General features: G+C 41.1%; 3 protein-coding genes, 4 tRNA genes and 6 rRNA genes. 12 read left to right on the plus strand and 1 reads right to left on the minus strand.

The window, feature by feature from the left end; translation table 11 throughout:
* Positions 1–23: 23 nt before the first annotated feature.
* Positions 24–140 (plus strand): 5S ribosomal RNA (rrf, locus tag CDIF1296T_RS00980).
* Between the two features lie 213 nt (positions 141–353).
* Here the strand turns inward: rrf (CDIF1296T_RS00980) and CDIF1296T_RS00985 are convergent.
* Positions 354–1,538, minus strand: coding sequence for a pyridoxal phosphate-dependent aminotransferase (locus tag CDIF1296T_RS00985; RefSeq protein WP_009892490.1), 1,185 nt, complete (start codon positions 1,536–1,538; stop codon positions 354–356).
* Between the two features lie 372 nt (positions 1,539–1,910).
* On the opposite strand from CDIF1296T_RS00985, the gene CDIF1296T_RS00990 reads away from it, so the two are divergent.
* From CDIF1296T_RS00990 to CDIF1296T_RS01040, 11 genes are all read left to right on the plus strand, one after another.
* Positions 1,911–4,262: an anaerobic ribonucleoside triphosphate reductase gene (locus CDIF1296T_RS00990; RefSeq protein ID WP_003432599.1), complete on the plus strand. Its 2,352-nt coding sequence runs from the start codon at positions 1,911–1,913 to the stop codon at positions 4,260–4,262.
* A gap of 21 nt (positions 4,263–4,283) precedes the next feature.
* Positions 4,284–4,823, plus strand: a complete 540-nt coding sequence (gene nrdG, locus CDIF1296T_RS00995) for an anaerobic ribonucleoside-triphosphate reductase activating protein (RefSeq protein WP_003432598.1) — start codon at positions 4,284–4,286, stop codon at positions 4,821–4,823.
* Between the two features lie 778 nt (positions 4,824–5,601).
* Positions 5,602–7,104, plus strand: a 16S ribosomal RNA gene (locus tag CDIF1296T_RS01000).
* 55 nt (positions 7,105–7,159) lie between these two features.
* Positions 7,160–7,235 (plus strand) — tRNA-Ala (locus CDIF1296T_RS01005).
* A 310-nt stretch (positions 7,236–7,545) separates the two neighbouring features.
* Positions 7,546–10,443 (plus strand): 23S ribosomal RNA (locus tag CDIF1296T_RS01010).
* A 201-nt stretch (positions 10,444–10,644) separates the two neighbouring features.
* Positions 10,645–10,761, plus strand: a 5S ribosomal RNA gene (gene rrf / locus CDIF1296T_RS01015).
* A gap of 5 nt (positions 10,762–10,766) precedes the next feature.
* Positions 10,767–10,855 (plus strand) — tRNA-Leu (locus tag CDIF1296T_RS01020).
* A gap of 11 nt (positions 10,856–10,866) precedes the next feature.
* A tRNA-Ile gene (locus tag CDIF1296T_RS01025) sits at positions 10,867–10,943 on the plus strand.
* A 109-nt stretch (positions 10,944–11,052) separates the two neighbouring features.
* Positions 11,053–12,555: ribosomal RNA gene (locus CDIF1296T_RS01030) — 16S ribosomal RNA — on the plus strand.
* A 55-nt stretch (positions 12,556–12,610) separates the two neighbouring features.
* A tRNA-Ala gene (locus tag CDIF1296T_RS01035) sits at positions 12,611–12,686 on the plus strand.
* Between the two features lie 313 nt (positions 12,687–12,999).
* A 23S ribosomal RNA gene (locus CDIF1296T_RS01040) occupies positions 13,000–15,897 on the plus strand.
* Together the 16S, 23S and 5S rRNA genes with 4 tRNA genes alongside form the textbook arrangement of a ribosomal RNA operon.
* The last annotated feature ends 47 nt before the right edge of the window (positions 15,898–15,944 follow it).

A 15,944-nucleotide genomic window follows, 5' to 3' on the forward strand; every position in this document is an offset into this window, starting at 1 on the left:
AGAAATATTAAGCATAAAGATTATGTGGTTACAATAGCAGAGAGGATACACCTGTTCCCATTCCGAACACAGAAGTTAAGCTCTCTAGCGCTGATGGTACTTGGTGGGAAACTGCCTGGGAGAGTAGGACGTAGCCACGTAATTTTTTTGTTATAATAAATTTAGAATTTAACTTATATAGTTTAATTTGATAATTTGATGAAAAAAATAAAAGACTTACTGATTTTTAAATCTATAGGTCTTTTATTTTTTATCTAACATTTAAATTAAGTTGTTGAATATATCTTATATTACTTACCTTATATATTAATTACCATTAATACATTATATCTAATTACTATTCATCTAAATTACTATGCCATTATTTTATATACAAATTCTTTTAATTTATCTAATCCAGATAAGAAAGTATTTTCACTGCAAGCATAGGATATACGAATATATTTATCCATACCAAATGCTATGCCAGGAACAACTGCAACATTATATTCTTCTAAAAATTGATTACAAAATTCTATAGAAAAACTATCTTTATATTCAAATTTCTCAGATACTTTAGAAAGATCTATAAATATATAGAATGCGCCATTTGGATTCACATATCCTACATTATCAATAGAGTCTAGTTTTGATTTAATTAAATCTCTTCTTGATTTATATGTTTTAACCATATTGTCTATGTCAATTGAGCAATCTTTCAAGGCTCCATAGGCTATGTATTGTGCTGTTAGACTTGGGTGAGATATAAGATGTCCTTGTATAGAACTCATTGCTTTAGCAATCGTTTTATTAGATGCAGTATATCCTAATCTTAATCCAGTCATTGCAGCTGACTTAGAAAAACCATTTATAGTTATTGTTATATCTTTAGCTTCTTCGCTTAATGATGCAATTGATGTAAATTCACCAGTGTAGCATATTTTTTCATATATTTCATCTGCTAAAATATATATTTTATTTTGTATGCATACATCTACTATTTCTATTAATTCATCTTTTGTATAAACACTACCAGTAGGATTTGAAGGATTGTTTATTACAAGAATTTTTGTTTTATCTGTTATAGATTTTTCAAGTTCTTCTTTTGTTAACTTAAATCCATTTTCTTTTTTAGTATCAATAAAAACTGGAACAGCATTAACTAACTTAATCATTTCAGGATAACTAACCCAATAAGGCTTTGGTAATAAGACTTCATCTCCTTCGTCTGTTAAAGCTAGTAAAGTATTTGTTATTGAGTTTTTTGCTCCACTTGATACAACTATTTCGTCTATTGAATAGTTACAGTTATTTTCTTCAATAAGTTTTTTACAGATTTCCTCTCTAAGTATTTTTAATCCTGGAACTAAATCATATTTAGTGTAATCTTTATTTAAAGAATCAATACCATAAGATTTTGCGTTATTAGGTACATTAAAATCGGGTTCTCCTATACTAAGATTTATTACTTTAACTCCATTACTTTCCATTTCTTTAACTTTAGAACTAATACCTATTGTGTAGGATGGTGTTATAAAGTTTAGTCTTTTTGATAACATAAAATGCCTCCTTTTAAATTATTATTTATATTATACGACAAATTTAAAGAATTTACATAAGGAAATTTGTAGATATATACATTAATATATATAATAGCCTACACTTTTTGCCTAAAATTAGTGTAAAAAAAAGAGAAAAAAATTTTAACTTTCAAAGTTGTTAGAAACGCTGCTGTTCAAAATATCCACATAGTATTTGCAATGATTTGCGCAAGTTTGACTATTATGTACAAATTTGGTAATCTTAATATAGCAATTATTAAGATAATCCCTTTAACTTAGTTGAAGGGGATTTTTTTAGACTTAACATACTACATATAGTGGTATGGGGATTAATAAAATACAATATATAGTAACAGGAGGTTTTTTTAATTGGTTGAATTCGTAAAAAAAAGAGATGGAAGAGTAATTCCATTTAATGAAGATAGAATAACAAGAGCTATATTTTTAGCAGCAACGAATGTTGCAGAAAGAGAAGGAATAGTACCTGATTATAAATTATCTGAGCAATTAACTCAAGAAGTAATAAAGTTTTTAAATCATAAATACTCAGAATCAGTTCCAAGTGTTGAAGATATACAAGATTCTGTAGTTAAGGTTCTTATAGAAACTGGCCATGCAAAAACTAGTGAAGAATATATAATATACAGAACTGAAAGAAGTAGAATAAGAAATTCAAAAACAAGGTTGATGAAGGCAATAGAGGAAATTACCTTTGAAGATGCAGAAGATGCTGATATAAAAAGAGAAAATGCAAATATTAATGGTAATACAGCAATGGGAACTATGTTACAATATGGAAGCACTGTATCTAAAGAATTTTGTAAAACACATATATTAAAACCAGAGCATTCTTTTGCTCATGATAATGGAGATATACACATACATGATATGGATTTTTTAAATATGGGAACATTAACTTGTTGTCAAATAGATGTTAAAAAACTATTCAATGGTGGATTTTCAACAGGACATGGCTTTTTAAGAGAGCCACAAGATATAATAAGTTATGGTGCATTAGCTGCAATTGCTATACAAAGCAATCAAAACGATCAACATGGAGGTCAAAGTATACCATTTTTCGATTATGGATTGGCTGAAGGTGTATATAAGACATTTAAGAAATTCTACATAGGAAATTTAGCTAAAGCATTGAAGTTATTTAAAGGAATTGAAAATAATGATGTGATAAAGAACATAGTATATAATACAGAGAAAGAAACAAATCAAAAAGTTGGTCTTAAGAGAGATGAATTGTATCTAAACTTAGAAAAAGAGAAATTAATACAGACTTTTGATATAGATGATGAACTTGTAAATAAGATGCAAAACTTTGCATTTGAAGAATCGTATAGAGAAACTGATAAAAAAACATATCAATCTATGGAAGCATTTATACACAATCTAAACACAATGCACTCTAGAGCAGGTGCACAGGTACCATTTTCAAGTGTAAACTTCGGAACAGATACTTCTGAAGAAGGAAGAATGGTAACTAAGAATCTTCTATTATCTCAAGAAAGAGGTTTAGGTAATGGAGAGACACCAATTTTTCCAATTTTAATATTTAAGGTCAAAGAAGGCATAAATTTAAATCCTGAAGACCCTAATTATGATTTATTTAAATTATCATGCAGAGTATCAGCTAAAAGACTATTCCCTAATTTTAGCTTTTTAGATGCGCCTTTTAATGCAAAATATTATAAAAAAGGTGAACCAGATACAGAGGCTACATATATGGGTTGTAGAACAAGAGTACTTAGTAATGTGTGTGGTTCAGAAACAGTTAGTGGTAGAGGAAACATATCTTTTACTACAGTAAATTTACCAAGATTGGGTATAAAACATGGTATTATAAATAATGAAAAGGCTAATTTAGATGGTTTCTTTGAAGAATTAGATGAGAAGATAAACTTAATTATAGAACAATTATTGGAGCGCCTTGAGGTTCAAGGAAATAAAAAGATGAAGAATTTTCCATTCTTAATGGGGCAAGGTGTATGGAAAGGTTCTGATAATTTAGGACCAGAAGATACACTAAAAGAAGTAATAAAACAAGGAACATTGACAATTGGATTTATAGGTTTAGCAGAGTGCCTTATTGCTCTTATAGGTAAACATCATGGAGAAAGTAAAGAAGCTCAAGAATTAGGATTAAAAATAGTGTCACATATGAGACATAAAATGGATGAAGCAACGGACAAATATAAATTAAATTTCTCCTTAATGGGTACTCCAGCAGAAGGTCTTTCAGGTAGGTTTACTAAAATAGATAAAAAAGTTTATGGAGAAATTAAAGGTATCACAGATAAAGAATATTATACTAATTCATTCCATGTACCAGTTTATTACAATATAAGTGCATATGATAAAATTGAGATAGAAGCTCCATACCATGAATTGACTAATGCAGGTCATATAACATATGTAGAGTTAGATGGAGATCCATCTGATAATTTAGAAGCTTTTGAAACTGTTATAAAAGCTATGAAAGATTTGGGTATAGGATATGGAAGTATAAATCATCCTGTAGATAGAGACCCAATATGCGGTTTTTCAGGTGTAATAACAAGTAATATATGCCCTGTATGTGGAAGAAATGAAGATGAAAGTGACATCAAATTCGAAAGAATAAGAAGAATAACAGGATACTTAGTTGGTACAGTTGATAGATTTAATAATGCTAAAAAAGCAGAAGTAAGAGATAGAGTAAAACATAGATAGTTTTATTTGGGGGAATAAGTTATGAAAATAAGAATGTCATCTACTATAAGTTATGACAGCATAGTTGATGGACCAGGATTAAGAATGGTAATATGGACTCAAGGATGTATTCATAATTGTAAAGAGTGCCATAATCCTCAGACACATGATTTATGTGGAGGATTTTATATGGATACAGAAGAAATTATAAATAAAGTCAAATCATTGAAATTACAAAAAGGCATTACGCTATCAGGAGGAGAACCATTTTTACAACCAGAACCATTAGAAGAAATAGCAAGAGAAGCTAAAATAAATGGGTTAGATGTATGGTCATATACTGGATTTACGTTTGAACAACTGTTAGATAAAAAAAATAGAGCGTATTTTAAAAATTTAAATTTACTAAAGCAAATTGATATTTTAGTGGATGGAAAATTTATAGCTGAAAAAAAAGATATAAGCTTAAAGTTTAGAGGGTCATCAAATCAAAGGATAATTGATGTTCAAAAAAGTTTGAAATATAAAAAAGTGTTTTTGGTTGAGCAATATATGAAGGATGATTTATCTATAGCAGAATAAAATATAAATAAACAGGATTAAATATATGCATATATTTAATCCTGTTTATTTTCATATAATATTTCAAGCTTGTATAATGTAACAATTAAACCAAAAGACTCATTGTATATTTGAAATTAAGTTTTTTATAGTTTATAGGTGTTTTATGTGGATTACGAATGATATAGTATCGATACATTATTTAATAGATTCTTATGCCAAGAAACAATTAATTTATAGAAATTCTTAATTGTTACAATATAAATATCTAGATAAGTTATAAGATACTGATAAATAATTTATAAAGTTTATTAATCTAATATTGTGTGTGAATATTAAGTGGTCAAGTAGTCTAAAAAATGAAAAAGATTTAAAAAAGTGTTTTAACTAAACACATAAGTGTTAAATTCATGTATAAGTATAGGTTAGATACATAAGAAATAATTATGTAATATCTATCTTTGTAAAAAAATATTAAATTTTGTAATTTGTGGATAAATATGTTTATAATGTGGATAATATTTAATGTAATAAGTTAAAGCAATATGAATCAACTGTTTATAATGTGGATAATATTATAAATGTATGAATAATTGCAGTATTTAAAAACAAAAAAAGTTAAAAAAGTTGTTGACTCTAAAAGAAAAAGTTGGTATAGTAATACTTGTCCTCAAGAAAAGGGCAAACAAATAAAGCACAAAGAACTTTGAAAATTAAACAGTAGGTTAATTTATAAAACAAGAAACAAACCATAAAGCCAGATATTTTGATAACAATAGTATCTGAGCCTGATGAACTTTTATTTGAGAGTTTGATCCTGGCTCAGGATGAACGCTGGCGGCGTGCCTAACACATGCAAGTTGAGCGATTTACTTCGGTAAAGAGCGGCGGACGGGTGAGTAACGCGTGGGTAACCTACCCTGTACACACGGATAACATACCGAAAGGTATGCTAATACGGGATAATATATTTGAGAGGCATCTCTTGAATATCAAAGGTGAGCCGGTACAGGATGGACCCGCGTCTGATTAGCTAGTTGGTAAGGTAACGGCTTACCAAGGCGACGATCAGTAGCCGACCTGAGAGGGTGATCGGCCACATTGGAACTGAGACACGGTCCAAACTCCTACGGGAGGCAGCAGTGGGGAATATTGCACAATGGGCGAAAGCCTGATGCAGCAACGCCGCGTGAGTGATGAAGGCCTTCGGGTCGTAAAACTCTGTCCTCAAGGAAGATAATGACGGTACTTGAGGAGGAAGCCCCGGCTAACTACGTGCCAGCAGCCGCGGTAATACGTAGGGGGCTAGCGTTATCCGGATTTACTGGGCGTAAAGGGTGCGTAGGCGGTCTTTCAAGTCAGGAGTGAAAGGCTACGGCTCAACCGTAGTAAGCTCTTGAAACTGGGAGACTTGAGTGCAGGAGAGGAGAGTGGAATTCCTAGTGTAGCGGTGAAATGCGTAGATATTAGGAGGAACACCAGTTGCGAAGGCGGCTCTCTGGACTGTAACTGACGCTGAGGCACGAAAGCGTGGGGAGCAAACAGGATTAGATACCCTGGTAGTCCACGCTGTAAACGATGAGTACTAGGTGTCGGGGGTTACCCCCCTCGGTGCCGCAGCTAACGCATTAAGTACTCCGCCTGGGAAGTACGCTCGCAAGAGTGAAACTCAAAGGAATTGACGGGGACCCGCACAAGTAGCGGAGCATGTGGTTTAATTCGAAGCAACGCGAAGAACCTTACCTAAGCTTGACATCCCAATGACATCTCCTTAATCGGAGAGTTCCCTTCGGGGACATTGGTGACAGGTGGTGCATGGTTGTCGTCAGCTCGTGTCGTGAGATGTTGGGTTAAGTCCCGCAACGAGCGCAACCCTTGTCTTTAGTTGCCATCATTAAGTTGGGCACTCTAGAGAGACTGCCAGGGATAACCTGGAGGAAGGTGGGGATGACGTCAAATCATCATGCCCCTTATGCTTAGGGCTACACACGTGCTACAATGGGTAGTACAGAGGGTTGCCAAGCCGTAAGGTGGAGCTAATCCCTTAAAGCTACTCTCAGTTCGGATTGTAGGCTGAAACTCGCCTACATGAAGCTGGAGTTACTAGTAATCGCAGATCAGAATGCTGCGGTGAATGCGTTCCCGGGTCTTGTACACACCGCCCGTCACACCACGGGAGTTGGAGACGCCCGAAGCCGATTATCTAACCTTTTGGAAGAAGTCGTCGAAGGTGGAATCAATAACTGGGGTGAAGTCGTAACAAGGTAGCCGTATCGGAAGGTGCGGCTGGATCACCTCCTTTCTAAGGAGAATTGCCTACTGTTTAATTTTGAAAGTTCTTTACGAACTTTATATATGGGGGTGTAGCTCAGTTGGGAGAGCACTTGCCTTGCAAGCAAGGGGTCAGGAGTTCGACTCTCCTCATCTCCACCATTTAAGAGTATATTACTTAAATCTTTGATTTACTTAGTAGCCTCTTACAATGCACTTATAGCTTAAATTTATACAAGCTTTGTGTGTTAGCACTTTAAGCGACAGAATAAACTGAACGCATGTGAAGTTTGTTTGTTGGCGCTGTGCGTTAGCACTTTAAGTAACGGAATTTATTCGTTAGTGCCGTGCTTTAGCACTTTGAAAACTGCATATATATTTAGTGATATGACATCTAATTTGTAATATAAAGCTGATAACTTTTTAAAATTATCGAAGTTGATAGCTTCTAATCTATCAAACCTTTTTAACTGGTCAAGTTATTAAGGGTGCAGGGCGGATGCCTTGGCACTAGGAGCCGATGAAGGACGTGATAAGCTGCGATAAGCTTCGGGGAGTTGCACGTAAACTTTGATCCGAAGATTTCCGAATGAGGAAACTCACTTAGAGTAATGTCTAAGTATCATTAAGTGAATACATAGCTTAATGAGGGGAACTCAGGGAACTGAAACATCTAAGTACCTGAAGGAAGAGAAAGAAATTCGATTCCGTAAGTAGCGGCGAGCGAACGCGGATTAGCCCAAACCAATAAAGTTTTCTTTGTTGGGGTTGCGGACATATCATAACGAAGAGGTATCGTAATTGAAGAGGTTTGGAAAGACCCACCACAGAAGGTAATAGTCCTGTATGTTAAACGAGAAGACTTTAGATATGATCCAGAGTACCACGGGACACGTGAAACCCTGTGGGAAGCAGGAGGGACCACCCTCCAAGGCTAAATACTACCTAGTGACCGATAGCGTATAGTACCGTGAGGGAAAGGTGAAAAGAACCCCGGGAGGGGAGTGAAATAGAACCTGAAACCCTGCACTTACAAGCTGTGGAAGCACATTTCTTGTGTGACCGCGTACTTTTTGTAGAACGGGCCAACGAGTTACGTTAAGTAGCAAGGTTAAGCACTTAAGGTGCGGAGCCGTAGCGAAAGCGAGTTTTAACTGAGCGTTCAGTTACTTGACGTAGACCCGAAACCGGGCGACCTACCCATGAGCAGGATGAAGCGAAAGTAAAATTTCGTGGAGGTCCGAACCCACGAGCGTTGAAAAGCTCGGGGATGACTTGTGGGTAGCGGTGAAATTCCAATCGAGCCCGGAGATAGCTGGTTCTCCCCGAAATAGCTTTAGGGCTAGCCTCAAGGTGAGAGATACGGAGGTAGAGCACTGAATGTCCTAGGGGGTATTGCACCTACCGAAGACTATCAAACTCCGAATGCCGTCATCTTATACTTGGGAGTCAGACTGTGGGTGATAAGATTCATAGTCGAAAGGGCAACAGCCCAGATCGTCAGCTAAGGTCCCTAAATGTAAGTTAAGTGGTAAAGGATGTGGGATTGCACAGACAACCAGGATGTTGGCTTAGAAGCAGCCACTCATTCAAAGAGTGCGTAATAGCTCACTGGTCGAGTGATCCTGCGCCGAAGATTTCCGGGGCTAAAACTTACTACCGAAGCTACGGCATCAGTAATGATGGGTAGGGGAGCTTCCCATACGGGTTGAAGCATGACCGTAAGGACATGTGGACAGTATGGGAGTGAGAATGTTGGCATGAGTAGCGAGATGTGGGTGAGAATCCCACAGGCCGTAAACCCAAGGTTTCCAGGGGAAGGTTCGTCCGCCCTGGGTTAGTCGGGACCTAAGCTGAGGCCGAAAGGCGTAGGTGATGGACAACAGGTTGATATTCCTGTACTACCGATAACCGTTTGAGAGAAGGGATGACACAGTAGGATAAGCTAAGCACACTGTTGGTTATGTGTGCCCAAGCATTGAGGCAGTCAAAGTAGGCAAATCCGCTTTGATAATGCTGGGATGTGATGGGGAGCGAAATTTAGTAGCGAAGTAGCTGATTTCACACTGTCAAGAAAAGTCTCTATCGAGGTTAAAGGTACCCGTACCGCAAACCGACACAGGTGGGTGAGGAGAGTATCCTAAGGCCAGCGAGAGAACTGTTGTTAAGGAACTCGGCAAAATGACCCCGTAACTTAGGGATAAGGGGTGCCACCATCAGGTGGCCGCAGAGAATAGGCCCAAGCGACTGTTTACCAAAAACATAGGTTTCTGCTAAGTCGCAAGACGATGTATAGGAGCTGACGCCTGCCCGGTGCTGGAAGGTTAAGGGGATCTGTTAGAGCAATCGAAGCAGTGAACTTAAGCCCCAGTAAACGGCGGCCGTAACTATAACGGTCCTAAGGTAGCGAAATTCCTTGTCGGGTAAGTTCCGACCCGCACGAAAGGCGTAACGATTTGGGCACTGTCTCAACAACAGACTCGGTGAAATTGTAATTCCGGTGAAGATGCCGGATACCTGCGACAGGACGGAAAGACCCCATGGAGCTTTACTGTAGCTTGACATTGGGTCTTGGTACTACATGTACAGGATAGGTGGGAGGCTTTGAAACCAGGACGCCAGTTTTGGCGGAGCCATCCTTGGGATACCACCCTTGTAGTACTGGGACTCTAACCATAGACCATGAATCTGGTCTTGGGACACTGTCAGGTGGGCAGTTTGACTGGGGCGGTCGCCTCCCAAAAGGTAACGGAGGCGCTCAAAGGTTCTCTCAGTACGGTCGGAAATCGTACGTAGAGTGTAAAGGCAAAAGAGAGCTTGATTGCAAGACATACAGGTCGAGCAAGGATGAAAATCGGACTTAGTGATCCGGTGGTTCTGCGTGGAAGGGCCATCGCTCAACGGATAAAAGCTACCCTGGGGATAACAGGCTTATCTCCCCCAAGAGTCCACATCGACGGGGAGGTTTGGCACCTCGATGTCGGCTCATCACATCCTGGGGCTGTAGTAGGTCCCAAGGGTTGGGCTGTTCGCCCATTAAAGTGGTACGCGAGCTGGGTTCAGAACGTCGTGAGACAGTTCGGTCCCTATCCGTCGCAGGCGTAGGAAATTTGAGAAGACCTGTCCTTAGTACGAGAGGACCGGGATGGACGTACCTCTGGTGTACCAGTTGTCCTGCCAAGGGCATGGCTGGGTAGCTATGTACGGAATGGATAAGCGCTGAAAGCATCTAAGCGCGAAGCCAACTTCAAGATAAGATTTCCCACCGCAAGGGTAAGACCCCAGAAAGACTATCTGGTTGATAGGTCGAAGGTGTAAGTGCAGCAATGTATTTAGCTTATCGATACTAATAGGTCGAGGACTTGACCAATATTATTTGATGTCATTCATTAAGATATATGTGCAGTTTTTAGAGTGCTAACTCTATATTTTTAAACTTGTCAAAACTTATGGATTTTTAATAGTTTTATAAGGCAAAAAATCGAATAAAAAAAGTATTGACACAATAAGACAAAGATGTTATTATAATACTTGTCTTAGAAAAAAAGTTAAATGAAAATTTAGACAATAATCTGGTTATAATAGCAGAGAGGATACACCTGTTCCCATTCCGAACACAGAAGTTAAGCTCTCTAGCGCTGATGGTACTTGGTGGGAAACTGCCTGGGAGAGTAGGACATAGCCAGGTGATGTGCCGAAGTGGCGGAACTGGCAGACGCACAGGACTTAAAATCCTGCGGGACTTACCTCTCGTACCGGTTCGATTCCGGTCTTCGGCACCACAAATTATTGTGGGCCATTAGCTCAGTTGGTTAGAGCGCCCGGCTCATAACCGGTAGGTCTGGGGTTCGAGTCCCTGATGGCCCACCACAATAATTTAAAGAACTTTGAAAATTAAACAGTAGGTTAATTTATAAACAAGAAACAAACCATAAAGCCAGATATTTTGATAACAATAGTATCTGAGCCTGATAAACTTTTATTTGAGAGTTTGATCCTGGCTCAGGATGAACGCTGGCGGCGTGCCTAACACATGCAAGTTGAGCGATTTACTTCGGTAAAGAGCGGCGGACGGGTGAGTAACGCGTGGGTAACCTACCCTGTACACACGGATAACATACCGAAAGGTATGCTAATACGGGATAATATATTTGAGAGGCATCTCTTGAATATCAAAGGTGAGCTAGTACAGGATGGACCCGCGTCTGATTAGCTAGTTGGTAAGGTAACGGCTTACCAAGGCGACGATCAGTAGCCGACCTGAGAGGGTGATCGGCCACATTGGAACTGAGACACGGTCCAAACTCCTACGGGAGGCAGCAGTGGGGAATATTGCACAATGGGCGAAAGCCTGATGCAGCAACGCCGCGTGAGTGATGAAGGCCTTCGGGTCGTAAAACTCTGTCCTCAAGGAAGATAATGACGGTACTTGAGGAGGAAGCCCCGGCTAACTACGTGCCAGCAGCCGCGGTAATACGTAGGGGGCTAGCGTTATCCGGATTTACTGGGCGTAAAGGGTGCGTAGGCGGTCTTTCAAGTCAGGAGTGAAAGGCTACGGCTCAACCGTAGTAAGCTCTTGAAACTGGGAGACTTGAGTGCAGGAGAGGAGAGTGGAATTCCTAGTGTAGCGGTGAAATGCGTAGATATTAGGAGGAACACCAGTTGCGAAGGCGGCTCTCTGGACTGTAACTGACGCTGAGGCACGAAAGCGTGGGGAGCAAACAGGATTAGATACCCTGGTAGTCCACGCTGTAAACGATGAGTACTAGGTGTCGGGGGTTACCCCCCTCGGTGCCGCAGCTAACGCATTAAGTACTCCGCCTGGGAAGTACGCTCGCAAGAGTGAAACTCAAAGGAATTGACGGGGACCCGCACAAGTAGCGGAGCATGTGGTTTAATTCGAAGCAACGCGAAGAACCTTACCTAAGCTTGACATCCCAATGACATCTCCTTAATCGGAGAGTTCCCTTCGGGGACATTGGTGACAGGTGGTGCATGGTTGTCGTCAGCTCGTGTCGTGAGATGTTGGGTTAAGTCCCGCAACGAGCGCAACCCTTGTCTTTAGTTGCCATCATTAAGTTGGGCACTCTAGAGAGACTGCCAGGGATAACCTGGAGGAAGGTGGGGATGACGTCAAATCATCATGCCCCTTATGCTTAGGGCTACACACGTGCTACAATGGGTAGTACAGAGGGTTGCCAAGCCGTAAGGTGGAGCTAATCCCTTAAAGCTACTCTCAGTTCGGATTGTAGGCTGAAACTCGCCTACATGAAGCTGGAGTTACTAGTAATCGCAGATCAGAATGCTGCGGTGAATGCGTTCCCGGGTCTTGTACACACCGCCCGTCACACCACGGGAGTTGGAGACGCCCGAAGCCGATTATCTAACCTTTTGGAAGAAGTCGTCGAAGGTGGAATCAATAACTGGGGTGAAGTCGTAACAAGGTAGCCGTATCGGAAGGTGCGGCTGGATCACCTCCTTTCTAAGGAGAATTGCCTACTGTTTAATTTTGAAAGTTCTTTACGAACTTTATATATGGGGGTGTAGCTCAGTTGGGAGAGCACTTGCCTTGCAAGCAAGGGGTCAGGAGTTCGACTCTCCTCATCTCCACCATTTAAGAGTATATTACTTAAATCTTTGATTTACTTAGTAGCCTCTTACAATGCACTTATAGCTTAAATTTATACAAGCTTTGTGTGTTAGCACTTTAAGCAACGGAATAATCTTAGTGAATACGAAGGTTGTTCGTTGACGTGGTGCATTAGCACTTTTAAGCAACGGAATTTATTCGTTAGCGCCGTGCTTTAGCACTTTGAAAACTGCATATATATTTAGTGATATGACATCTAATTTGTAATATATAAAGCTGATAACTTTTTAAAATTATCGAAGTTGATAGCTTCTAATCTATCAAACCTTTTTAACTGGTCAAGTTATTAAGGGTGCAGGGCGGATGCCTTGGCACTAGGAGCCGATGAAGGACGTGATAAGCTGCGATAAGCTTCGGGGAGTTGCACGTAAACTTTGATCCGAAGATTTCCGAATGAGGAAACTCACTTAGAGTAATGTCTAAGTATCATTAAGTGAATACATAGCTTAATGAGGGGAACTCAGGGAACTGAAACATCTAAGTACCTGAAGGAAGAGAAAGAAATTCGATTCCGTAAGTAGCGGCGAGCGAACGCGGATTAGCCCAAACCAATAAAGTTTTCTTTATTGGGGTTGCGGACATATCATAACGAAGAGGTATCGTAATTGAAGAGGTTTGGAAAGACCCACCACAGAAGGTAATAGTCCTGTATGTTAAACGAGAAGACTTTAGATATGATCCAGAGTACCACGGGACACGTGAAACCCTGTGGGAAGCAGGAGGGACCACCCTCCAAGGCTAAATACTACCTAGTGACCGATAGCGTATAGTACCGTGAGGGAAAGGTGAAAAGAACCCCGGGAGGGGAGTGAAATAGAACCTGAAACCCTGCACTTACAAGCTGTGGAAGCACATTTCTTGTGTGACCGCGTACTTTTTGTAGAACGGGCCAACGAGTTACGTTAAGTAGCAAGGTTAAGCACTTAAGGTGCGGAGCCGTAGCGAAAGCGAGTTTTAACTGAGCGTTCAGTTACTTGACGTAGACCCGAAACCGGGCGACCTACCCATGAGCAGGATGAAGCGAAAGTAAAATTTCGTGGAGGTCCGAACCCACGAGCGTTGAAAAGCTCGGGGATGACTTGTGGGTAGCGGTGAAATTCCAATCGAGCCCGGAGATAGCTGGTTCTCCCCGAAATAGCTTTAGGGCTAGCCTCAAGGTGAGAGATACGGAGGTAGAGCACTGAATGTCCTAGGGGGTATTGCACCTACCGAAGACTATCAAACTCCGAATGCCGTCATCTTATACTTGGGAGTCAGACTGTGGGTGATAAGATTCATAGTCGAAAGGGCAACAGCCCAGATCGTCAGCTAAGGTCCCTAAATGTAAGTTAAGTGGTAAAGGATGTGGGATTGCACAGACAACCAGGATGTTGGCTTAGAAGCAGCCACTCATTCAAAGAGTGCGTAATAGCTCACTGGTCGAGTGATCCTGCGCCGAAGATTTCCGGGGCTAAAACTTACTACCGAAGCTACGGCATCAGTAATGATGGGTAGGGGAGCTTCCCATACGGGTTGAAGCATGACCGTAAGGACATGTGGACAGTATGGGAGTGAGAATGTTGGCATGAGTAGCGAGATGTGGGTGAGAATCCCACAGGCCGTAAACCCAAGGTTTCCAGGGGAAGGTTCGTCCGCCCTGGGTTAGTCGGGACCTAAGCTGAGGCCGAAAGGCGTAGGTGATGGACAACAGGTTGATATTCCTGTACTACCGATAACCGTTTGAGAGAAGGGATGACACAGTAGGATAAGCTAAGCACACTGTTGGTTATGTGTGCCCAAGCATTGAGGCAGTCAAAGTAGGCAAATCCGCTTTGATAATGCTGGGATGTGATGGGGAGCGAAATTTAGTAGCGAAGTAGCTGATTTCACACTGTCAAGAAAAGTCTCTATCGAGGTTAAAGGTACCCGTACCGCAAACCGACACAGGTGGGTGAGGAGAGTATCCTAAGGCCAGCGAGAGAACTGTTGTTAAGGAACTCGGCAAAATGACCCCGTAACTTAGGGATAAGGGGTGCCACCATCAGGTGGCCGCAGAGAATAGGCCCAAGCGACTGTTTACCAAAAACATAGGTTTCTGCTAAGTCGCAAGACGATGTATAGGAGCTGACGCCTGCCCGGTGCTGGAAGGTTAAGGGGATCTGTTAGAGCAATCGAAGCAGTGAACTTAAGCCCCAGTAAACGGCGGCCGTAACTATAACGGTCCTAAGGTAGCGAAATTCCTTGTCGGGTAAGTTCCGACCCGCACGAAAGGCGTAACGATTTGGGCACTGTCTCAACAACAGACTCGGTGAAATTGTAATTCCGGTGAAGATGCCGGATACCTGCGACAGGACGGAAAGACCCCATGGAGCTTTACTGTAGCTTGACATTGGGTCTTGGTACTACATGTACAGGATAGGTGGGAGGCTTTGAAACCAGGACGCCAGTTTTGGCGGAGCCATCCTTGGGATACCACCCTTGTAGTACTGGGACTCTAACCATAGGCCATGAATCTGGTCTTGGGACACTGTCAGGTGGGCAGTTTGACTGGGGCGGTCGCCTCCCAAAAGGTAACGGAGGCGCTCAAAGGTTCTCTCAGTACGGTCGGAAATCGTACGTAGAGTGTAAAGGCAAAAGAGAGCTTGATTGCAAGACATACAGGTCGAGCAAGGATGAAAATCGGACTTAGTGATCCGGTGGTTCTGCGTGGAAGGGCCATCGCTCAACGGATAAAAGCTACCCTGGGGATAACAGGCTTATCTCCCCCAAGAGTCCACATCGACGGGGAGGTTTGGCACCTCGATGTCGGCTCATCACATCCTGGGGCTGTAGTAGGTCCCAAGGGTTGGGCTGTTCGCCCATTAAAGTGGTACGCGAGCTGGGTTCAGAACGTCGTGAGACAGTTCGGTCCCTATCCGTCGCAGGCGTAGGAAATTTGAGAAGACCTGTCCTTAGTACGAGAGGACCGGGATGGACGTACCTCTGGTGTACCAGTTGTCCTGCCAAGGGCATGGCTGGGTAGCTATGTGCGGAATGGATAAGCGCTGAAAGCATCTAAGCGCGAAGCCAACTTCAAGATAAGATTTCCCACCGCAAGGGTAAGACCCCAGAAAGACTATCTGGTTGATAGGTCGAAGGTGTAAGTGCAGCAATGTATTTAGCTTATCGATACTAATAGGTCGAGGACTTGACCAATATTATTTGATGTTCATTCATTAAGATATATGTGTAGTTTTTAGAGT

Origin of the sequence: Clostridioides difficile ATCC 9689 = DSM 1296, from assembly GCF_001077535.1 — a bacterium.
Lineage (GTDB): Bacteria > Bacillota > Clostridia > Peptostreptococcales > Peptostreptococcaceae > Clostridioides > Clostridioides difficile.